Genomic DNA, 22,739 nt, shown 5'->3' with positions numbered 1-22,739 from the left:
ATTACTTCTTGTCCTCTTCGTTCAACATTGCTTTTCTTGAAAGATTCACGCGACCTTGTTTGTCGATCTCTGTCACTTTCACCAACACTTCATCGCCTAGTTTCACAACGTCTTCTACATTGTTTACACGTTCATTCGCTAATTGAGAAATATGGACTAAGCCGTCTTTCCCTTTGATCAAGTTGACAAATGCACCGAATTTTTCGATACGAACAACTTTACCAAGGTAGACTTCGCCAACTTTGACTTCTTTTGTCAAATCTTCGATGATCTTGATTGCTTTTTGGATCATTTCTTTATCAGAAGAAGCAATACTTACTTTACCGTCTTGATCGATATCGATCTTCACGCCTGTTTCATCAATGATTCCATTGATCGTATCGCCACCTTTACCGATGACATCTTTGATTTTCGCAGGATCGATTTGGATCATTTCGATTTTCGGTGCATATTGGCTAAGCTCTTCACGTGGTGTAGCAATCGTTGAAGTCAATTCTTCTAAGATTTCCATACGTGCTTGTTTTGCTTGTGCCAATGCTTCTTTTAAGATTTGTTCCGTGATACCTTGGATCTTGATATCCATTTGTAGTGCTGTGATTCCATCTTTTGTTCCGGCAACTTTGAAGTCCATGTCGCCTAAATGGTCTTCTAGACCTTGGATGTCTGTTAAAATCGTGTAGTTTTCACCATCAGATACTAATCCCATAGCAATACCAGCAACAGGTGCTTTGATTGGCACACCTGCGTCCATCAATGCTAAAGTACCTGCACAGATACTTGCTTGAGAAGATGAACCATTCGATTCAAGTACTTCTGCCACTAGACGGATCGTGTAAGGAAACTCTTCTTCTGAAGGAATCACTTGTGCCAATGCACGTTCACCTAATGCACCATGACCGATTTCTCGACGACCTGGTGATCCGGCACGACCAGTTGAACCCACAGAAAATTGTGGGAAGTTATAGTGATGGATGAATCGTTTGCTGACTTCTACACCTAAGCCATCAATGATTTGGTGTTCCCCTAAAGGTGCCAATGTACATGATGATAGTGCTTGTGTTTGTCCACGAGTAAATAATCCAGAACCATGAACACGTGGCAACAAGCCAACTTCTGATGCTAAAGGACGGATCTCATCTAATTTACGACCATCAGGACGGATTTTGTCAATCGTTATCAACTCACGAACGACGTCTTTTTCAAGATCTTCCGTAATTTGTTTCACTTCTTTTAGTAATTGTGCTTCCTCTTCATGACCCGCAAATTTCTCTGCATAAGCTTCGCGAATATCGATTTTCACTTGGTCGATATTATCTTCTCGAGCTAATTTTTCTTCTGTCATGACCGCTTCTTTCATCGTGCCATACGATGCATCAAAAATTTCTTTTTTCAAGTCAGCATCGACTTGTAATAAAGAAACTTCCATTTTTTCTTTGCCGACAGCTTGAACGATTTCTTCTTGGAATGCGACTAATTCTTTGATTGCGTCAAATCCAAATAATAATGCGCCCAACATATCTTCTTCTGAAACTTCTTTTGCGCCACTTTCAACCATGTTGATTGCTTGTTTTGTACCAGCTACGCTTAATTCGATATCGGTAGTCTCTGCTTGTTCAACTGTTGGGTTCAAGACATATTCGCCATTGACACGGCCAACTTCAACACCTGCGATCGGTCCATCGAATGGGATATCTGAAATCGATAAAGCTAGTGAAGAACCTAACATTGCTGCCATTGCTGGAGAACAATCTGTTTCTACACTCATCACGATATTTGTGACTTGGACTTCATTACGGAAACCTTCCGCAAACATTGGACGGATCGGACGGTCGATCAAACGAGCAGTCAAGGTTGCTTCCGTACTTGGACGACCTTCACGTTTGATAAATCCTCCTGGGATCTTACCAGCTGCATACATTTTTTCTTCATAATTGATCGTCAATGGGAAGAAATCTGTATCTTTCGCTTCTTTTGAAGCAACTGCCGCACTTAATACGACCGTATCCCCATAACGAACTAATACTGCTCCATTGGCTTGTTTGGCTAATTGGCCAACTTCGATCTCTAAGGGACGTCCGCCCCATGTCGTTTTAAAAACTTGTTTTTCTGACATAAATACTCCTTTTCTTTCTCGTGAACGCTAGACGCTACTAAACAAATGAAAACCGCGAAAGCGACCTTTTGCACCTTTCATTTGGTTAGTAGGAGTCCATCAAGCTGATTCACAGAAATGTTTGATAGTTTAAAGTAAAAAAGTGAGATTCACGCGAACCCCACTTTCTGTTAAAAATTAACGGCGTAAGCCTAGACGTTGGATCAATTCACGGTAACGTTGAACGTCAGTTTTACGTAAGTAAGCTAACAAGTTACGACGATGACCAACTTTTTTCATCAAACCACGGTATGAATGATGATCTTTTTTGTGAACACGTGCATGTTCGTTCAAGTGGTTGATTTCTTCAGTTAATACAGCGATTTGTACTTCTGGAGAACCAGTATCTCCTTCATGACGTGCGTAATCTTTGATGATTTCGTTTTTACGTTCTTTTGAAATTGCCATTTCTTTCACCTCGTTTAATTATTCCCCTGTGACTGAGTAAAACGTTGGTGATTCGTTTAACCAAGTAACAGGACATACATATGCTTTAAACATACAGCTATACTTTACCTGAATCTTTCTAATAAATCAAGTGTAGAATCCTTAAGAAAATCTAGTTGATTAAACAATCAGGCTACTACTTTTTCAAATTTATGGTAAACTATTAACCGAAAAGAGAGTGTTTGATAAGAAAGGGGTACATATTCCATGATCACAATGGATGATATTATTCGAGAAGGCAATCCAACATTACGTGAAGTAGCGCAAGAAGTCGCTCTTCCACTCAGTGAGGAAGATCTTTTATTAGGAGAAGAAATGTTGGAATTTCTTAAAAATAGCCAAGATCCAATCAAAGCAGAAGAATTAAATTTACGTGGTGGTGTCGGCCTAGCTGCGCCCCAGCTTGATATTTCAAAACGGATCATTGCGGTCCACGTACCAAATCCAGATCCAGAAAGCACAGAACCAACGTTGAGTACGGTCATGTATAACCCAAAAATCTTGAGCCATTCCGTCCAGAATGCTTGCTTAGGCGAAGGTGAAGGCTGTTTATCAGTCGATCGTGAAGTTCCTGGGTATGTTGTGCGCCATGCAAAAATCACGCTTTCGTATTATGACAAAAACGGTGAGAAACAAAAAATCCGTTTAAAAAATTATGAATCCATCGTGGTGCAACATGAAATTGACCATATCAATGGCGTAATGTTCTATGACCATATCAACGACCAAAATCCTTTTGCCTTAAAAGAAGGCGTCTTGGTGATCGAGTAATCATGAATAATCACAAAAATGAACAGAGAGTGGCAGTTGCATCTGCTTTTCTCTGTTCATTTTTTCTACCGTAGAAAATCATCTTAGCCTTGTTCCATCATTTTTATAGAAATGGAGAACCGGAGACACTTGTTCCTTGTATCGAATACTCTTACATCTTCTTTTAAAGTTAAAAAGCTTAGCGAATCAACGTTCCGACATTTTTTTATGTTGGTATGTTGTTTTCTGGTGCATCCCGAGATTCTTTCCAAATCTAGTTTGCCGAAAATCAGTTAACAATGTAGCCATCCTAACTTTTTCTGAATTGATTTGTTTGGTAGTCTCATTTTCTGCTGGAGTGCTTCTCCCTTTTTCAAATAGATTATTGAACCGAGTCACAATACTACTAAAGCAATGGGTTTTACTTTTAACTTCCTCTCTAGTGTTCGTGCTTCGATCATTCATCCCCACCACTTTTATTTGATACGATTGACTTTTTCTTTGAATTGATTGATCGGTAGCTTGATCAATCAATCGTTTTATTGGTTTGTGTAGTGGATCTAGCCTCACTTCGCCTCTGATATTAGGTGCTATTCTTCCAAATAGTGTACTTACATTTTTGTACAGCTTCAACTCATCTAAGGATTCTTCTATTACACTTTCCTTGTTTTGTGAAGTTTCTTTTCCAAATAAGCTGCTTTTGAAACTATCTAATTCATTTTTTTGTTCATTTGAACGCATTTTGGCAACTACAACTTGACCTTTTTTTACTACCGTGGTTAATTGGGTAACGACCCTCTTGAAATCTTTAAGGTCATCAGTGACTACTACTTTAGCTTTTTGTGGTTCGATCTGATCTAGCGAAGTGAATGTCCGTTCACATTTCTTGGTCTCTTCGTTTAACGGTAGAAGTACATCGATAGTTGCTTTTTTGGTCACCCCTATATGTAGATCCTCTATAGGAAAGTGTTCATTTTTGATAACTGATTTTGGCACACGATTTGCCCATAATTCCGGATCACGCTCCCATGGTGCCACTACTCTTTGCTCATTTTCCCAAAAAACCAATCTACCTTGTAGTTTATTTCTTTGAAGATACAAGACTCGCAGCGCATGATCGAACACCTCATTTCTAAAACCGTCAATTGTTTGATCCATTTGATGGCGAAGCGAATCTAATGGTATCCATAGCTCAACATCTTCTCTTTTTTTAACAGCTTCAATCAGGATCAATTCAGAACGGTGGATCAAGGGGTTTTGGCTCCCCGCATCTGCAATCTCTTCAAAGACTTGATTAGTATATTCTATTGTTTGTGTATACTCTTGCCTCTCTCCCAGTGATTGCATTGGATAAACAGCGTTTGTGTTCAAATCTATGCTATCTCTTATTACTTGAGTGATTTCTTTAAGTAGAGGATTGTTCTGTATTGCTCTTTCTAAATTCTTGGAATTAAATGAACGTTTTCTTAAGGCGTGAAAAATCATTTCTATGTAAACTTTCGCATCATGGGGTATCTTTTTTTGTCTAGGATCTAAATGATCCAATTTTTCCATTAAGCCTTTTCTATCCTGTTCGTCACCAAAAACCAATACGTGTTTTAACTTCTCGACATTTTTTTCTATTGGAGAGATCGTTTTCTGTGGGACATGAATCAAGGCAGGTTCGCTCAGTTTCTGCTCCATCTTTGTTTCTTTTGGTACTTGGCGTTGGTGTAATTCCTCTTGTACTTCCTGTTCTTTCTTTTCTAAGCTAGCTATCATTCGTTGGGTCATTTCCTTAGCTATCGGAACCTGGATAAATGGTAAACGACCATTAATTATATTGGTTATGTACTTTTGTTGATCAAGATATTCTGTTAAATCATCAGACGAAATCTCTGCAAGCTTACTCGTCGGATAAATGCCCAGTGACTTAATGATATTGTTGGATTTTTCTTGGATCAGGTTCTCATCTATAGTTGGAAGTTCTCCAGGATGATCGAATATTGCTGAAATATAAGGATCTTCCTTAAAAAGAAAATGGATTTGTAGATGCCATCGACGCTTTTTAGTATCAATGTTTTCTAAAAATTCACTTTTGAGCTGCCCTTTTTTATATAAATAATGAAAATATATATAATCAAGCTGCCGATTTAGCTCTGGATTCTTGCCTTTCAAAGCAATCAGAAATCGCTTACGCATTTCTAAAATCGATTCCGCATGTTCTGAATGCCATTTAGGTGTCACTTGCTCATTCGTATCTAAAGAAAAGATATCTTTCCTACAATGAAATAAAATTGTTTTTAGCGCAGCATCAACCTCGTTAACTGAACAATTTCCAGTCTTTTGTCCTTTCATGACGATGGTTGGTATACCGATCGATTCGTTTTGGGTGGAAAGAGCTGTTAACCTTTTCAATACATAATATGGTTTGCGAACTTCATGAAATCGCTCCTCAAGAAATAGTTGACTTAATTTCAAAATATTTGTTGGAGGAATCTCAAAATAAGAAACAGTGTGATCATCGAATTCTTTCTCTTTATCCACCTTCATCACTACAAAAGAGTCATTCTTTTTATAGACTGTTAATCCACATGCATGAGGTGAAACTTCTCCATACTCTCCTGGATAAAAAGAAGAAGGAATCAACATGAAATCTGTTGGATCATTATTTCTCAATTTTTCAAAAATCATTTGAACTTGTTCTTTTTTCTCAAAATCATAAAAATCTTTGGTCCGTTTTAGCGATTCACTGATGTTTTCTTTTTGACTTTGTTTAATAAAAAATTCGTCTTGATCCTCATGAATCATTTGGATATACGTTGAGAATAGTAATTGATAATCTTTATTTAAACCAAAATGATTGATATTTTCTTGTAGTGATAAAGACAAAGCTAACAAATCCAACTTTTTTCTAAATTCATTCGTTGAGTCAGTTGTTGTTTGATTTAACATCGTTGACCTCCATATAATTATTATTTTTTACTCTTTCGTTTTCAAATACGTATTTTTTTCTCAGTCAGCGCAAACGCTCCTTGACACGTAACGTTTGCTTGCTTTGTGATTGACTGTTCGTCTTTGCATATGTTTTCAATTGTTTAAATTCTTTTTTCTCAGTAAGCATAGACACTTCTGGTTGTGCCAGGCTCTTTGACTTAGGCTGATAGGTCGCCCAAAACTCAGGATCAGACTCCCAAGGTGGAGAAACAAATTTTTTCTTTTCAATAAAAACGACTCGCTGCTTGAACCGCTCCCAGTTTCGATATAGATAGCGTAGTTCACTTCCAGTAATGCCGGGGACTTTTTTTACTACTCTTAAATCACAAAGTTCGTCTAATAGAAAGACTACTGTTACATGTTGAGACAACAAAGTAAGTTCTAGCCCGATTTTACAGCCTTTTTTTATGAAGTGTTGTTTGATCTCTGGACGATCAAATTGGGTATAGTCTTCTGAAATGACCTCTTTAAAGATGTTTTTCAATTGAAATTTTTCAATCGTTTGTGTGACATGATAATATGTTTCCCACAATGGTAAATAGCGTTCCTTTTCGGGGAGGTAATCAATCCAATGACTAAAAAATTCTTCTCTACTTTTTTCTGTAGGATAATGTTTTATATATTCAAAAGTACTGTTCATTAAAATATCATTATACTTATCGATATTAAAATCATTTATGTCCTTATATTGGAAATGCTTTAACAAAACTTGATCTTCATAGTTAAAGTGGATACGTGCTACCCATAATCCGTAGATTAGAAGATGTCTCTCTGACGGGAAAATAGCCGCTGATTTTCTCAAATCATTTTCCACACAATTTCTCCATAATCTAGCATTTCTTTCCCAAGGAGCTGCAACGACTTGTCCATTCTCCCAAAAGACAATTGAAGCTTTTAGGTTGTCTTTTTCATGATATAAACTACGCAAAGTAAAATCGGCATACTCGTTTTGCTCCCCTCTGATCGTCGAAACAAAATCCTCTCCATAAGAATCCAAAGGTATCCAGATCGCAAGATCACTTCGCTTTTTCGCAACTTCAAGCATCAATAATTCTGTTTTTTTTAACAGTTGCATTCGTATACTGTAAATCAAAGTATCTCTCATTGAATGATTGGCAAATTGTCCTGTTTCCTTGTATTGTTGATACTCTTCAAGAAACGGCTCCGAGTAGATCCTGTGCAATTGAAACCTTGGGTCCTCCATCATGATGGCTTGAATATCTTCCCAGAGTGGGTATTTGCTGCCTGCTTTTATTTGGTCAATCAACTCTTTGGGTTGAAGAGAGAAATTCTCAAAAGGTTGTTGAATGAGATAGTCGACTAACTCTTCCATATAAACCAATGGGTCATATGGATTTGTTTTTTTCCTGAGTTCTCTATCATTCAACTGTTGTTCCAAAGTGCTTTCAGCTGCTCCAAAGCAAAGAATTGTTTTTTGATTTGTTCCTCGAAGCATTTTTCTCCCTCTTTCAATAAAAGTATTTGTAGCATTTCTGTTCATTATAGTTAAAGTTTTGCCATAGCATCAATCAATTATTTTATAAATAAAGAAAAATGAGATTGAGATAGAAGTAAAAACACTCCTATCTCAATCTCATAAAGTAAATTATTGATTCCCTTCGAACAAGATACCTGCTTCTGCCAAGCCTTGTTTGATTTGTTGCAATACTTCCTTATGTGAGTAACGGATCGTATGCAGATGGATCCCATCCGTTAATTCAGACAATAACGAAGCCTGACTTTTCCGATAACGTTTCATAAATGAACGAATATCTTCTGCTGTCTTGATATGAAGCATTCCTGTCAGTTCGCCGTACAAGGGATGCTCAACGATGACGTCTAGTATCTCGCCACCATGAGCAACGATCAACTGTAGTTCTTCCTCTGTTTGTTCTCTCTGATGTTGTACCGCAATTTTACTGATGAACCCATTTTTGTCTTGTTCATCTTCCAAAAGATATCCTCTGGCCGTCGCCACGATCGCTTCTCCTGCCGCTCGTAGCAACGCAATGTCTCCTACAATGATTTGGCGGCTGACACCAAAACGAGTAGCAAACTTACTGGCACTGACAGGTTTCTCTGCATCAACTAGCGTTTCAATAATTTCTTTTCGGCGAGTTTCTCCTTCAATCATTTATCTACTCCATTCGTTTCTTTTGATAGTTTCGTGAGTGCTTCATGATATCTGCATAAGTAGCTAAGATCGTCTCACTGTATTCTGGTGTTTTCAACCAACTGGCAACTTTATCCAACACTTGTTGTTCTCTTTTTCCATCGTAAACCGCTTGGTTAGTGGCTCGTTTGACATCACCGATCTTCGTGACGGTAGCCATTCTTTTTTCAAGTAGTTCTACTAATTGGTGATCGATTTGATCAATCGATTGTCTCAACTCTTCCAATGACTCTTCAGGCATTGGTTCATCGATGCGTTTGATGATCCGTGCCGGATTCCCTGCGATCACTACATTATCTGGGAACGATTTGGTCACGACTGCTCCCGCCCCGACCACGACATTGTCTCCTAAAGTCACTCCAGGAGTGATGATCACTCCACCACCTAGCCACACATTATTGCCGATTTCGATTGGTTTAGCAAATTCTAACCCACTATTTCGCTTCACTGGATGTAGTGGATGTGTGGCAGTATAAAGCTGAACATTAGGGGCAAACATGCAGTTATCACCAATTTTGATCGTACTGGCATCTAAGAATGTACAATTAAAGTTCGCATAAAAATTCTCACCTACGTAAATATTATAGCCGTAATCAAAATTGATCGTTGGTTCCATATAAATCTTCTCACCGGTAGCACCAAATGTCTCTTTAAGTAATTGACTGCGAAGTTCACTTGTTTCCGCTTGGTTGATGATCTGGCTTTGACTTCGAGCAAATTTTCTATCGGCTGATAATTCTGGATCACCCGCAAAATAAAGTTCACCGGCAATCATTTTTTCTTTTTCTGTTTTAGCTGTCATTTTACACTCTCCTGTACTTTTTTGAACACCTTCGTTCCATCTGTTTGGACAAATCGGTACGCCTCTGATAGATAGACAGGGGTCTGATTGATGACTAATAGCTTCGCTTGTGGTGAGCGAAACTGGATCAAATCACAAAAAGGATGGACTTGGAAACTTGTCCCTACAATCACAATCAAGTCGGCCTGACTGACAGCAAAAGCTGCTTGCTCTAATACTTCATCCTGGAACCCTTCTCCATATAACACAATATCTGGGCGGATCTGGCCACCACACAGTTGATGCTTGTCACTGGTCAGATAATCTTGCCAGTCAACAGGTTGATGGCAGTTTCGACAATAACAATGATACAGATTCCCATGAAAATTAACTAGTTTTTTACTTCCAGCTTTTTCGTGTAACCCATCGATATTTTGCGAAACGACCCATACCTCTTTTTCTTTAGCCAACTCTACGATTTCTCGATGGATGATATTCGGGCGTGCTTCGGGATGATAAAGATGTTTGAGAAACGAATAAAATTTTTGTGGTTCTTCATCCATCGCTTGATGACTCAACAAATATTCTGGACGATCCATCCCTTGGTAAACACCTGTTAGTGAACGATAATCGGGTATTCCAGAAGGTGTGGACACACCTGCCCCTGTTAGAAAGGTCAGTTTTTGACTTTCAATTATCGCTGTCGCTGCTTCTTCAATTGTTTGTTCCAACATTTATCACTCACCTCTCTTCTATTATAATCGAAATAAAATGAAACATACCCTCAATCGAATGAAAATTCAGAGATTTTTTTTGAGAAAATACTCACAAACATCACTGACAAAACAATGAAAACGTGCTACAATACCAATGATCTGTATATTTTGAGTATGAAATGAGGTGAATCAATATGGTTGCATTCTTAATTTATTGGGGCGTTATTTTAGCATGTATCGCTTGGTTAGCATTAAGTATTTATTTCTCTATCTTCTATCTAGTACGTAAAGAAAATGGAAATCTATGGGCGTTTGCCTTTTTCAATGTATTGGCAGCAATTGTTCTAGCAATTACATTAGTTGTTTATCGCACATGGGGCTGGGGGATCACACAATACTCTAGTTTGATCTATCTCGTTTTAGCTATTTATGGGGTAACAGTTATTTTACAAGCCATTCTTGGTCGTGAACCTAAGAAAGCTACAGCTTAAAATACTTTTAGATAAAAAAGGAAACAGACTGCGTGATTTTGCAGTCTGTTTTTCGTTATTTTACTATCATTTAAGTGTTGCATAAAATGTATAATTATTCTTTTTTTGAAAACATTCTCTTTTCCTTTTTTCATGAAAGAAATTAAATAAACAGGATATTTCTTTATTTATCAACTTTTTTCTGCAAAAATGTAGTTTCTCATTGACAAAGTGGCTACTCTATCGTAGACTATTTTTTGTATAAATAACTGAATACGAGATGCCTCAATCAATGAGGTAGAGGTCGCGAGAATCATTAAACCTGTGGAGTGAAGCAAACATGTGGAAGCAGGGCTAGGGAGGATCGCCGAAATGTACTTTTTTTTGCTTAAAAGGTATGTTGGGACGTAAGTTAACAGCTTACGGACTGTCTTAGCAGTGATGCTAAGTTGCGCTATGTTTTGTGAGAGGTTTATCACTCTGTGAAATTTAGCGGCCCTTTTGTACCTACAAAGCGGTCGTTTTTTATTTCTCCTTGATAAGCAACTGCAATGCATGTATTCGACCACTCGTGTCAAGGCGCTTTGGTTATCAGCCAAAGAAGCTGAGCGAACGTTGGTCTTATCAGTATATGCCTGAAGGACCACGTACGTGAACAAACAAAAAGGAGAAGACAGATGAAAAAAAATTCAGTTACACTCACTCTAATTTTTACGTTTATTCTATCGATCTTTAGCTTGACCACTTTGGCTCATGCAGATGATAAAACACCGAGCGATCAATTTCGTGTCGGAATGGAAGCTGGTTATGCGCCCTTTAACTGGTCTCAACAAACAGATGCAAACAATGCCTATCCAATTCAAGGACAAAACAGCTTTGCTGGCGGATATGATGTACAAATTGCCAAAAAGGTAGCTGAAGGTTTAGGAAAAGAACTAGTCATTGTCCAAACGAAATGGGACGGTTTACCGCCTGCCCTTCAATCTGGAAAGATCGATGCAATCATTGCCGGCATGAGTCCGACGGCAGAACGCCAAAAAGAAATCGACTTTACTGATCCATATTATGAATCAGAACTTGTGATTGTCGTACAAAAAGATGGTAAGTTTGCGAATGCGACTAGCTTAGAAGATCTTTCTGGCGCAAAAATCACTGCACAATTGAATACATTCCACTATAACGTGATCGATCAGATCCCAGGAGTGGACAAGCAACAAGCAATGGATAACTTTTCAGCCATGCGAACAGCACTAGCTTCTGGCATGATTGACGGTTATGTTAGTGAACGTCCAGAAGGGGTAACCGCCACAAGCGTCAACCCAGCCTTGAAAATGCTCGAACTAGATGAAGCAAATGGCTTTCAAACAAATCCCGAAGATGTCCAGATTGCTGTAGGGATGCGTAAAGGTGATCCTGATCTTCAACAAGTCAACCAAATATTAAGCGGCATTTCTCATGATGATCGTATTGCTATCATGGACCAAGCCATTGAAGACCAACCTGCGTCAACGGATGGAGATGCAGAAGAAACTGGCTTGCTCCATGATTTCAAGACGATTTGGGATCAATATGGCAACATGTTCTTACGCGGAGCTGGTTTGACACTATTTATCGCATTGATCGGTACAGTTGTAGGAACAACATTGGGTTTATTGATTGGCGTCTTTCGCTCAATTCCAGAATCTGATAATAAAGTGACACGCTTCTTCCAAAAAGTAGCTAATTTCTTATTATCTGTTTATATCGAAGTCTTCCGTGGTACACCAATGATGGTTCAAGCCATGGTCATCTTCTATGGATTGGCTCTAGCCTTTGGTATTTCTCTGGATCGCACGATTGCTGCGTTGTTCATCGTTTCGATCAACACCGGTGCGTATATGACTGAGATTGTACGTGGTGGGATTTTTGCAGTAGATGGCGGACAATTTGAAGCAGCCCAAGCAATCGGCATGACCCACAGTCAAACGATGCGTAAAGTAGTGATTCCGCAAGTATTGAGAAATATTTTGCCGGCTACTGGAAATGAGTTTGTCATCAATATCAAAGACACCGCCGTATTAAGTGTCATTGGTGTAGCAGATCTATTCTTCCAAGGAAACTCTGCCTCTGGTGCCAACTTCCAATTCTTCCAAACATTCACGATCGTTGGGATCATCTACTTGATCATGACCTTCACGATCACAAGAATCCTACGTGTGATTGAGAAGAAAATCGACGGACCTACTGCGTATACAAAAATTGAAGAAGTCAACAACGCGAACCTACAGGAATAAGGAGGCAGTCCTATGAGTGAGAATATCATCGAAATCAATCATTTAAGTAAAAAATTCGGCGACAATGAAGTGCTGAAAGATATTAGCATGACCGTCAATAAAGGGGAAGTCGTGACCATCATCGGTTCCTCTGGTTCAGGTAAATCAACATTCTTACGTTGTATCAATTTACTAGAAAAACCATCAGGCGGCGAGATCATTTACAACAACGAAAACGTCTTAGCACCAAAATATAATTTACCAAAGTATCGGACAAATGTCGGTATGGTTTTCCAATCTTTCAATCTTTTCAATAATATGAATGTTTTAGAAAATTGTATTTCTGGACAAACCACTGTCTTAAAAAGAGAGAAAGAGCATGCCCGTAAAGTGGCAATCGAAAACTTAGAAAAAGTCGGTATGAGACAATACATCGAAGCTCGTCCTTCTCAACTATCCGGTGGTCAAAAACAACGGGTCGCTATCGCTCGTGCTCTATCAATGAACCCTGATGTGATGCTCTTCGATGAGCCAACTTCTGCCCTTGATCCTGAAATGGTCGGTGAAGTATTGAATACGATCAAAGATCTAGCCCATACTGGACTGACAATGATCATCGTAACCCATGAAATGGAATTTGCGAAAGAGGTATCTGACCGAGTGATCTTCATGGATAAAGGTGTGATCGCGGAAGAAGGAAGTTCTGAAGATATCTTCGTTCATCCAAAAGAAACACGTACGAAAGAGTTCTTGTCACGCATTTTGAATAACTAATAAAGTATCAAATCACCCTTAGTATTCAAACTACCGCAACTTGATTGAGCAAGGTCATCCTACTCAAAAAGTTGCGGTTCTTCTTTTTATTTATTGTTTTTGTTCCGATCGCTTTATCAGTTGAACTTTTGCGCAACCTCACGTAACATGTGGTTGTGAGAAACCTCTTCAAATTAAGAAGATTCAGATATTGGAGTGATCTTTTGACTAACATTTTTTCGAGGCAGTGAAAACACGCTACTTATTCCTCTCACAGGGTTAGCAGTCGTTTCGTCAATGTGTAGCATCATTCTAGAGAATTCGATAATTTTCAGAAAATTGTTGCAATTCATCACATAATTTGTTACTTTTAACAAAATACAAAAAAGTAAAGGAGTTTTCTATGTCAAAAAAATTATCATTCAAAGAAAATCTATTCATCGGTTCCATGCTATTTGGCCTATTTTTTGGAGCTGGTAATCTTATATTTCCTGTCCATATGGGGCAAGAAGCTGGTGCGGATATCTTCTGGGCAAATCTTGGCTTTTTAGTTACAGGGATCGGTTTACCATTCTTAGGTGTCATTGCGATCGGTGTTTCAAAGACCTCTGGTGTCTACGAATTAGCACAACGAATCAATAAAACTTATGCACTTATTTTTACTGTCTTACTTTATTTAGTCATTGGTCCATTTTTTGCCTTACCACGTTTGGCAACTACTTCTTTTGAAATTGGCTTAGCACCTTTTATTCCAGCAGAAAATCAAACATTATTTTTAGCTATTTTTAGTTTCTTATTCTTTTTAGCTGCTTGGTGGTTATCCAAACGTCCAACTAAAATCTTGGATTATGTTGGTAAATTTTTGAATCCCGCATTTTTAGTATTACTAGGTATCTTGTTATTACTTGCTTTTATCAACCCACTTGGCTCAGTATCGGATGCGCCTGTCCAACCTCACTACCAAAACCAAGCATTCTTCACTGGTTTTACACAAGGATACAACACGTTGGATGCGTTAGCTGCCTTAGCTTTTGGGATCATTATCGTCACGACGATTCGTGGCATGGGTGTCACAAAGCCTTCTGATATTGCAAGAGATACGATCAAATCTGGCGCGATCAGCATCGTTTTGATGGGGATCATCTATACCCTACTTTCTTATGCAGGAACAATGAGTCTAGGAACATTCCCAATGAGTGCGAATGGTGGTATCGCCTTGGCACAAATTGCTGATCACTATTTAGGAACTTACGGGAGTATCCTATTAGCCTTTATCGTGATTCTTGCTTGTTTAAAAACAGGTATCGGACTGATTACTGCATTCGCAGAAACATTCACTGAATTGTTTCCTAAAAGAAGCTATCTATTCTTTGTAACCGGAACAAGTTTATTAGCATGTTTAGTTGCAAACGTGGGCTTAACGAATATTATTCAGATCTCTTTACCGGTCTTGATGTTTATTTATCCATTGGCAATGACCTTGATCTTACTTGTATTGTTTGGCCCATTATTTAAACAACGTACTTCTGTTTATCGAATGACCACATATTTCACATTACTCGCTTCCATCGTGGATGGACTGAATGCTTGTCCTGATTCAATTAAGCAAACAAGTTTCGTCAAAGGAATTTTAATATTCGCTGATTCCTATCTCCCATTCTTCTCATTGGGAATGGGCTGGATCACACCAGCATTGATTGGCTTTATCATCGGATTACTCTGGAGTTTCTTTAAAAATGAAAAAAAGTCTGACTTGATTGTTAGCTAACAAAAAAAAGAGATGTTTAACTTTTTGTATAAAAAAATTAACAACTTTGGTAAACTTTCGTCACAAAATATTCACAACTCACCTTTAATATATAAGTATACCAACAAACAACCCTAACAACACTTTTTCATTTTTAACTCCTTTCCTGCTAGCTCCCCGGCTAGCAGGTCCTTTTTTTTTATTCATACCGATCCAACAAATCAAGTTCTTTGAGAATCTTTAGATTCTCTCTTTAGTAAGAAAAACATATAAAAAAGCTATGAAAAAGCAATCTACTTTTTCATAGCTTTTATTCTTATTTAGATAATCGCTCTTGGTCTCCCGTAGGTGAAAGACTAGTGATTTTTTCGATTTGTTCAATTGGGACGATTCGGATTTGTTGCTCTTGGTTTTGCAAGCGAATCATCACTCGGTCATGCTCAACTGTTTTCGTTGCCACCCAACCGGAAAAGGTTTCGTACTTATTGCTTAGTGGATTCTCGCGCACTTGTAGAATCACTAAACTATTCTGAGCTGCAGCTTTCTGGAGTTCGAGAATGAACTCCCCTTGTAACCGTACATTCTCAGCTTTTTCTTCTGTGTCATTCACAAATGAATCAAAAAGTTGAAACGAAGTATTAGTCACTAACTTTGTCAGTTTCTTCATTGGTGATACTGTTTCTTCATCCATTGAATGTACCCCTCCCCTTGCTAAGAATATGTTACTTAATTACTCCTATTTTATCCAATTTTTCTTAAAAAAACAAGAATATAGTTTATTTTATACCAACTTTTACCTAAAACCGTAAAACAACACATGTGTTATTTTAAGTCGTTTTCCATCCATAATTCAAGCCATTTTTCTAAGCCTTCATTGATCAATCGATAGGTTTCTTCAAAGTTATTCGTGTAATATGGATCAGGTACATTTTGTGCTTTTTTGCCAATGACTGGACTCAAAAATAGTTGGATTTTCTCTTGCGCTTCAATCGGCGCAAGTTGCTTTAAGTCAGCCACATTTGACTGATCCATACCGATGATCCAATCAAATTTTTGGAAGTCTTCTTGACGTATTTGGCGAGCAATCATTTCTTGCGTATCAACATGTTCTTTTGCCAAGATCGCTTGTGTACCTGGATGAGGGGCACTACCTACCTCATAGGTACTTGTTGCAGCCGAATCAATGACGAAGGAATCCAACAGATCCTGTTCTGCTACTTTCTTTTTTAATAACCCTTCTGCCATAGGTGAACGACAAATGTTTCCTAAACAAACAAATAATACTTTCGTCATAGCATTCTCTCCTTTTGTATTCCTATTTTTGGAATCAATGAAAAAAGGTCATTCGTCTTTTATTTCCTGTTCTTCTTCCAATGCGTACAACCGATACGAATACAATTCAGTATCTTTGGCTAAACGAAAGAACTGCATTGCAACTTCTAAGGGTGTTTCTGTATAACCTTGTGTGATCCAATTGACTAAGACTCCACTACAGCCATAAGAGAAAAAACGAGCATAAAATAATTTATCTTTGGAAGTTAGTTGTTTTTCTTCATCCATTTGCTCAAATATTTTAATAAATGAGGGTTGGATCAACGCAGAAAATTGCTTTTGCAGAATCTCCTGTTCTGAACTAACGGTACTTGAATAGAACTGTTTATTTTCGGCAATGGCTTTTAACATCAGCAATGCTTGCTCTTCCCAATTGTCGAGAGAAAGCGATTCTGTTTTTAGGTAATGCAATGAATCTTCATAGTACACCCAACGCAATAAATCATACTTATCGGTGAAATGATAATAAAATGTTTGTCGGTTGATGCCTGCTTCGTGTGCGATCTGTTGCACACTGATTTTGCGAAAAGGCTGTGTTTCGCAAAGCGACACCAAGACTTTTTTGATCATTTGTTTCGTATGTGAAGCGTCTCCCACAATGATCCCTCCCATCTCTTCAATCATTATTCTACTATTTGCTCTTTCAATAGAAAAGAGTGATCACACTTGGTAGTCATAGCCAAAGTGTTCATACGCATAGGCGGTAGCGATCCGCCCACGAGGAGTCCGTTTCAAAAAGCCTTTTTGGATCAAAAAAGGTTCATACATATCTTCGACTGTTTCTCGCTCTTCTCCAATATTAACGGATAAAGTGCTTAGACCTACTGGACCCCCACCATACAGCTCGATCATCGTACGTAGCAATTTCTGATCGACATAATCCAATCCCGCTTGATCGACCTGTAAGAGTGTCAATGCGCGGTCAGCAATCAACTGATCGATCTTGCCATCTCCTTGTACTTGGGCAAAATCACGCACTCGTTTTAACAAGCGATTAGCGATCCGCGGGGTCCCACGGGAACGTCGTGCGATTTCTAAAGCCCCTTCGGTGATGATCTCCGTTTGAAAAATATCGGCAGATCGTAAAACGATTTCTCTTAAATCTTCTTCTTCATAGTATTCCATGTGAGCAATGATTCCAAAACGGTCACGTAAAGGTGCAGACAGCATCCCTGCTCGAGTCGTTGCACCGATCAACGTGAAAGGTGGTAACGGAAAATGAACGGGGTGAGCGGTCGGCCCTTGCCCTACCATGATATCTACATAGAAATCTTCCATCGCCGAATAAAGCATTTCTTCTGCCACGCGAGGTAAGCGATGGATCTCATCAATAAACAAGACATCCCCTGCTTCTAGTTCATTCAAAATTGCCACCAGATCTCCTGGTCGCTCAATGGCTGGTCCACTTGTCGTACGGATATTGACTTGCATCTCGTTTGCGATGACCATAGCCATCGTTGTTTTCCCCAATCCCGGAGGACCGTATAACAAGACGTGGTCTAGCGGTTCTTCACGATTACATGCCGCTTCGATGTAGATACTCAATTCTTGTTTTACTTTATGTTGACCGATATATTGCGCAAGCAATTGAGGGCGCAAAGATTTTTCTAAACTTAATTCATTCTCACCAGGTTCTGGTGAAAGAAGATGTTCATCTGTCATCAAGCGTCCTCCTTACTTTTTCATCATCAATTTCAATGCTTGCCTTAAATACTCATCCGTTGTTTGATTGTCGATTTCTTTAAGTTGTTTCTCTACACGTTTGATTTCACGCTCACTGTAACCAAGAGCAGATAGAGCTTCCATTGCCTCTGATAAGGCACTTGCATCTTGAACCGTTGCTTCATCAAATAAAGAAAATGGCATATCGATACTCAACTCGCCAAACTTGCCTTTTAGATCCAAGATCATTTGTTGTGCTGTTTTTTTACCTACACCTGGGAACTTCGTCAAGTAAGTGACATCGCCAGTTTCCACCGCTTGGATCAAGCCAGAATGATCGTCACTCGCCATGATCGCTAATGCACTTTTCGGTCCGATCCCTGAAACACTGACTAATCGTAAAAACAATTGTTTCTCTTCGAGTGAATCAAAACCGTATAGTAAATGTGCATCTTCACGGATGACTTGATGGACATAGATTTTTACTTCTTTATCTAACTTACTACTATAGCGATAAGGGTTACCTAACGCAATTTGATAGCCCACCCCTTGCGTTTCTACAACGATATAATACGGACTGATAAAAGTCACCATGCCTCTTAGATATTCATACATTGAAATTTCCTCTTTCTTTCGCACACATACGTTCCCATATTTCTATCCATTGTAGCATACTTTGCGATTTAAAAAAAGTGTTCCCAAAAACAGAACTACGAGCTTAGGTCTTTGATAAAGACCCAAACTCGTAGCATATTTTCTCTGTGTATTAGCGATTGATAGACGCTTGACCAATCATTTCTTCATGTTGTACTTGGCCTGATTTACTTAATGAGAAATCAGCCACTTTGTCCGTATTCGTTAGAACAACTAAGACATCTGTTTGTTTACCTGCTTGTTCAACGGCACTGAGATCCATCTCTGCTAGTTGTGTCGTTGGCGAGACCTGATCGCCTTCTTTCACAAGAACATTGAACGGTGCACCCTTTAATTCGACAGTATCAAGTCCCATGTGAACAAGAACTTCCACACCGGTTTCACTTAGAATACCGATGGCATGTTTTGTTTCAAATACACTAGTTACTTTACCATTTACTGGCGAATAGATTATTTGATTGTCCGGAACGATCGCATAGCCCTCACCCATCATTTTTTGTGAGAAAACTGGATCATTCACTTCTGTAATTGCTTTGATTTTTCCGTCTGCAACGGCGAATAACTCTTCATTGGCAGTGGCTACAGCAGTTGTTCCTGCGGCTTCAAAGTTTTGTGTAGGAATAGATACGCCTTCTGCAGTTTGTAATACACTTACTTCTTCTGGATTGACTGGATCTAATTTGTTCAAGATCCCTTTACGTCTAAATACTACAGTTAAACCAAATGGTACGATGATTGCGATGATCATTGCAATCGTGAATGGTAACCACGTTTGTGCTTGGATTGCTAAGATTCCTGGCAAACCACCGACACCGATCGCATTTGCTCGAACATCCATCAAGTTCGCAAACATTCCTGCTACACCAGAACCGATCATTGCAGCTACAAATGGATACACATATTTCAAGTTGATCCCAAACATTGCGGGTTCCGTTACCCCTAGATAACAAGAAATCATCGCTGGGATAGAAACTTGTTCTTCTTTTTTATTGCCACGATGCAAGAAGATGATTGCAAGTACAGCAGATCCTTGCGCAATATTTGACAATGCGATCATTGGCCATAAATTGGTTGAACCAAAGTCAGCAATCAACTGCATATCGATGGCATTTGTCATATGGTGTAATCCTGTAATAACTAGTGGTGCATATAAGAAACCAAATAACGCACTGAATAACCAGCTGATCGATGAAGTCAAGCCAGTATTCACGATTGATGAGATCCAGTTACCAATTGCCCAACCGACTGGACCTAACACTACATTAGCCGCGATAACAGTTGGTAATAGTGAAAACAGTGGGACAAAAATCATTGAGATCGATTGTGGGATATACTTACGGAAGAAAATCTCTAAATAGGCAAGTAAGAACCCGGCAAGCATCGCTGGAATGACTTGCGCTTGGTAACCAATCATTTGTACTTGTGCAAAGCCAAAGTCCCAAAATGGGATATCTGCAGCGGCAGTTGAAGCGACACTATAGGCATTTAATAATTGCGGTGAAACCAAAGTAATCCCTAAAACAATTCCTAAAATCTGTGTCGTTCCCATTTTCTTTGCAATACTCCAAGTGATCCCTACAGGTAGGAAATGGAAAATCGCTTCCCCAGGTAGCCATAAGAATGAATTCACACCATTCCAGAATGTTGAACTTTCTGCAATCGTTCCACCTAAACTCTCGAACTGAATGCCTTCCAACACGTTACGGAACCCTAAAATCAACCCCCCAACAATGATTGCTGGAATCAATGGTGTGAAGATTTCAGCTAGAACTGCAATTGCTCGTTGCAACGGATTAAGATTCTGTTTTGCAGCAGCTTTACTTTGTTCTTTTGAAACGCCTTCAACTCCTGATACCGCAACAAAGTCGTTATAAAATGTTGAGACATCATTTCCGATGATCACTTGGAATTGACCGGCATTGGTAAACATTCCTTTTACACTGTCGATGTCTTCGATCTCAGCTTCATTTGCTTTTGCAGGGTCATTTAAAACAAAGCGCATACGTGTCGCACAATGGCTGACCGCAGCAATATTTTCTTTCCCGCCGACTCCCTTTAACAGCTTCTCGGCATCTGCTTGATATTTCCCCATAACATAAACCCCTTTCATTTGACTTGTTTATACAAGTTGCTTTGTACTCACACTATAATGTTTTTCTCAACAAATTGCAAGCGTTTTATGCTAAAAACATAAATAACTTGTAATCGTTATTATCTTTGTCGTAGAAACATCTTCCTTCTATCCAAGTCCAGTTTGAAATCTCCATATAGCTGTAGTATAGTTTATAAGCGAAGAACGAACGATTGCACGTTAAACGCACATCGGACACCAAAAAATCGAAAATATTACACGGAAGATCACTATTTAACTTACATCAAAGGCGATAATACAAGTGGCAAAAAGCACATTGCTTACGCTCGAGTGTCTAATGTCGGACAAACAGATGACTTGAAAAATCAAGTTGAGTTTTTGAGAAAATATGCAAATGTAAAAGGCATAATTTTAGATTATGTAATCGTGGATATTGGCAGTGGTCTTAATTACAAGTGTAAAACATGGAATCTGTTGTTAGACGAAGTAATGGCGAAGAATGTAGACGCCATTTATGTCACATTTAAAGATAGATAAGTATAATAAAGAGATTGAAAGTGATAAAGATGTTAGTGGCGTACAAAACAGAAATTCTTCCAACAGAAGAACAAAAAAAATCATTAATCGAACCATTGGTGTTGCTCGTTTTGTAAAGAACTTTTATATTTACCACAACCAAGAAGTCTATAAATCAGGTGGGAAATTTGTCTCAGGTATAGATTTTTCAAAGTGGTTGAATAACGACTACATTCCCAACCATCCAGACAAGCTGTGGATCAAAGCTGTTTATGCGAAGTCAACGAAACACGCGATTATGGAGACAGAAAAAGCCTTTAGAAATTTTTTTCAAGGAAAAGCTAATTTTCCTAAATTTAAAAAGAAGAAGCACCAAGATGTATCGATGTATTTCGTGAAGAACGATAAAAAGACAATCATCCGTTGTGAGCGTCATCGGATAAAAGTTCCCTCTTTGAATTGGGTAAAACTGAACGAAAAAGGCTATATTCCTAAACACGATGACAAACATAGCATAAAGAGTGGCACAATCAGCCAACAAGCAAACCGGTACTACCTGTCGGTCATCGTGGAACAGGACTGTACCGCTCAAGTACTGAACGATACTCCTACCGAAGGCGTGGGTATCGACTTAGGATTAAAAGATTTTGCGATTCTTTCCACGGGGAAAACCTATAAAAATATCAATAAATCAGGAAAAATTCGTAAAATCGAAAAACAATTAAAACGACAACAACGCAAGCTGTCGAGGAAATACGAAAGCGAAAAAAAGCGTGTCAACGAAAAACAATCAAAGAGAGGAGAAGCTACTCGCAAAAATATTGAAAAACAAGTCTTGAAAGTACAAAAACTTCATAAACGGTTGACAGATATCCGTAGGGACAGAGTGAATAAAATTGTGTTAGAGCTAGTAAAAACCAAACCAGCTTATATCACAATTGAAGATTTGAATGTCAAGGGGATGATGAAAAACCGGCATCTTTCAAAAGCTGTGAGAGAGCAATCTTTCTATGCTTTTCGTAAAAAATTAGCAGACAAATGTAAAGTCTCTACTATTGAGTTAAGACTGGCCGATCGATTCTATCCTAGCTCGAAATTATGTCATGAATGTGGGCATAAGAAAGTAGCTTTAAAGCTATCAGAGCGTACCTATCGTTGTGAGAACTGTGGGTACGTAGCAGATAGAGATTATAACGCAAGCATGAATTTGAAAGATGTGAAGGAATACAATGTGATTGCATAAGCACGCAACTTTGTATATGTACC

At 38.7% G+C, this 22,739-nt stretch carries 19 protein-coding genes, 1 pseudogene and 1 riboswitch; of the genes and pseudogenes, 7 read left to right on the top strand and 13 right to left on the bottom strand.

Translation table 11 applies throughout. The features are described from left to right. Window position 1 precedes the first annotated feature (1 nt). Together pnp and rpsO are read right to left on the bottom strand one after the other, a co-directional pair. Window positions 2-2,113, bottom strand: coding sequence for a polyribonucleotide nucleotidyltransferase (gene pnp, locus ACH0AK_RS01070; RefSeq protein WP_019724328.1), 2,112 nt, complete (start codon window positions 2,111-2,113; stop codon window positions 2-4). A 177-nt stretch (window positions 2,114-2,290) separates the two neighbouring features. Continuing rightward, window positions 2,291-2,560, bottom strand: coding sequence for a 30S ribosomal protein S15 (rpsO, locus tag ACH0AK_RS01065; RefSeq protein ID WP_010734375.1), 270 nt, complete (start codon window positions 2,558-2,560; stop codon window positions 2,291-2,293). Between the two features lie 246 nt (window positions 2,561-2,806). On the opposite strand from rpsO, the gene def reads away from it, so the two are divergent. After that, window positions 2,807-3,370, top strand: a complete 564-nt coding sequence (def, locus tag ACH0AK_RS01060; protein WP_153829968.1) for a peptide deformylase — start codon at window positions 2,807-2,809, stop codon at window positions 3,368-3,370. A 186-nt stretch (window positions 3,371-3,556) separates the two neighbouring features. On the opposite strand, the gene ACH0AK_RS01055 is transcribed toward def, so the two are convergent. The 5 genes from ACH0AK_RS01055 to ACH0AK_RS01035 form a co-directional block, all read right to left on the bottom strand. Next, window positions 3,557-6,022: a hypothetical protein gene (locus ACH0AK_RS01055; RefSeq protein ID WP_226075878.1), complete on the bottom strand. Its 2,466-nt coding sequence runs from the start codon at window positions 6,020-6,022 to the stop codon at window positions 3,557-3,559. Between the two features lie 325 nt (window positions 6,023-6,347). Beyond that, on the bottom strand, window positions 6,348-7,781 hold the full coding sequence (locus tag ACH0AK_RS01050) for a hypothetical protein (RefSeq protein WP_194179629.1): 1,434 nt from the start codon (window positions 7,779-7,781) through the stop codon (window positions 6,348-6,350). Window positions 7,782-7,931: 150 nt separating this feature from the next. Beyond that, window positions 7,932-8,459, bottom strand: a complete 528-nt coding sequence (locus ACH0AK_RS01045) for a transcription repressor NadR (RefSeq protein ID WP_010734380.1) — start codon at window positions 8,457-8,459, stop codon at window positions 7,932-7,934. Between the two features lie 4 nt (window positions 8,460-8,463). Continuing rightward, entirely contained in the window at window positions 8,464-9,300 is an 837-nt protein-coding gene (locus tag ACH0AK_RS01040; protein WP_023518938.1) for a chorismate mutase, read from the bottom strand. Further along, entirely contained in the window at window positions 9,297-10,013 is a 717-nt protein-coding gene (locus tag ACH0AK_RS01035; protein ID WP_023518937.1) for an NAD-dependent protein deacylase, read from the bottom strand. The genes ACH0AK_RS01040 and ACH0AK_RS01035 overlap by 4 nt, the downstream gene beginning before the upstream one ends. 176 nt (window positions 10,014-10,189) lie before the next feature. Between ACH0AK_RS01035 and ACH0AK_RS01030 the strand changes: the two genes are divergently transcribed. From ACH0AK_RS01030 to brnQ, 4 genes are all read left to right on the top strand, one after another. Continuing rightward, window positions 10,190-10,486 (top strand): hypothetical protein, encoded by a 297-nt coding sequence (locus ACH0AK_RS01030; RefSeq protein ID WP_010734383.1) that lies wholly within the window; start codon window positions 10,190-10,192, stop codon window positions 10,484-10,486. Window positions 10,487-10,755: 269 nt separating this feature from the next. After that, a riboswitch (Lysine riboswitch) is annotated at window positions 10,756-10,930 on the top strand. A 212-nt stretch (window positions 10,931-11,142) separates the two neighbouring features. Beyond that, window positions 11,143-12,738: an ABC transporter permease subunit gene (locus tag ACH0AK_RS01025; RefSeq protein ID WP_010734384.1), complete on the top strand. Its 1,596-nt coding sequence runs from the start codon at window positions 11,143-11,145 to the stop codon at window positions 12,736-12,738. Window positions 12,739-12,750: 12 nt separating this feature from the next. Then, the gene (locus ACH0AK_RS01020; RefSeq protein ID WP_194179628.1) at window positions 12,751-13,491 is read left to right on the top strand and encodes an amino acid ABC transporter ATP-binding protein; all 741 of its coding nucleotides are present in this window, start codon (window positions 12,751-12,753) and stop codon (window positions 13,489-13,491) included. Window positions 13,492-13,873: 382 nt separating this feature from the next. Beyond that, on the top strand, window positions 13,874-15,238 hold the full coding sequence (brnQ, locus tag ACH0AK_RS01015) for a branched-chain amino acid transport system II carrier protein (protein WP_194179627.1): 1,365 nt from the start codon (window positions 13,874-13,876) through the stop codon (window positions 15,236-15,238). 295 nt (window positions 15,239-15,533) lie between these two features. Here the strand turns inward: brnQ and ACH0AK_RS01010 are convergent, their stop codons facing one another. The 6 genes from ACH0AK_RS01010 to treP all read right to left on the bottom strand — a co-directional run bounded on the left by ACH0AK_RS01010 (window position 15,534) and on the right by treP (window position 20,957). After that, window positions 15,534-15,908 (bottom strand): hypothetical protein, encoded by a 375-nt coding sequence (locus ACH0AK_RS01010; protein ID WP_019724219.1) that lies wholly within the window; start codon window positions 15,906-15,908, stop codon window positions 15,534-15,536. Between the two features lie 131 nt (window positions 15,909-16,039). After that, a complete protein-coding gene (locus ACH0AK_RS01005) occupies window positions 16,040-16,510 on the bottom strand; it encodes a low molecular weight protein-tyrosine-phosphatase (protein ID WP_010734388.1) in 471 nt (156 codons plus the stop codon). 48 nt (window positions 16,511-16,558) lie between these two features. Next, entirely contained in the window at window positions 16,559-17,173 is a 615-nt protein-coding gene (locus ACH0AK_RS01000) for a TetR/AcrR family transcriptional regulator (RefSeq protein WP_010734389.1), read from the bottom strand. Window positions 17,174-17,209: 36 nt separating this feature from the next. Next, window positions 17,210-18,211: a Holliday junction branch migration DNA helicase RuvB gene (ruvB, locus tag ACH0AK_RS00995; protein ID WP_023518933.1), complete on the bottom strand. Its 1,002-nt coding sequence runs from the start codon at window positions 18,209-18,211 to the stop codon at window positions 17,210-17,212. Between the two features lie 12 nt (window positions 18,212-18,223). Continuing rightward, entirely contained in the window at window positions 18,224-18,826 is a 603-nt protein-coding gene (ruvA, locus tag ACH0AK_RS00990; protein WP_010734391.1) for a Holliday junction branch migration protein RuvA, read from the bottom strand. 151 nt (window positions 18,827-18,977) lie between these two features. Next, window positions 18,978-20,957: a PTS system trehalose-specific EIIBC component gene (gene treP / locus ACH0AK_RS00985; RefSeq protein WP_226075893.1), complete on the bottom strand. Its 1,980-nt coding sequence runs from the start codon at window positions 20,955-20,957 to the stop codon at window positions 18,978-18,980. 222 nt (window positions 20,958-21,179) lie between these two features. On the opposite strand from treP, the pseudogene ACH0AK_RS00980 reads away from it, so the two are divergent. Then, window positions 21,180-21,491 (top strand): annotated as a pseudogene (locus tag ACH0AK_RS00980) (recombinase family protein); the annotation flags it as partial. Next, entirely contained in the window at window positions 21,472-22,716 is a 1,245-nt protein-coding gene (locus ACH0AK_RS00975; RefSeq protein ID WP_194179624.1) for an RNA-guided endonuclease InsQ/TnpB family protein, read from the top strand. The pseudogene ACH0AK_RS00980 and the gene ACH0AK_RS00975, both read left to right, overlap by 20 nt. The last annotated feature ends 23 nt before the right edge of the window (window positions 22,717-22,739 follow it).

The sequence above is a fragment of the Enterococcus pernyi genome, from assembly GCF_045371165.1.
Lineage (GTDB): Bacteria > Bacillota > Bacilli > Lactobacillales > Enterococcaceae > Enterococcus_B > Enterococcus_B pernyi.
Note: the sequence above shows the minus strand (reverse complement) of the source record. Positions and strands in the feature narration are given on the sequence as shown.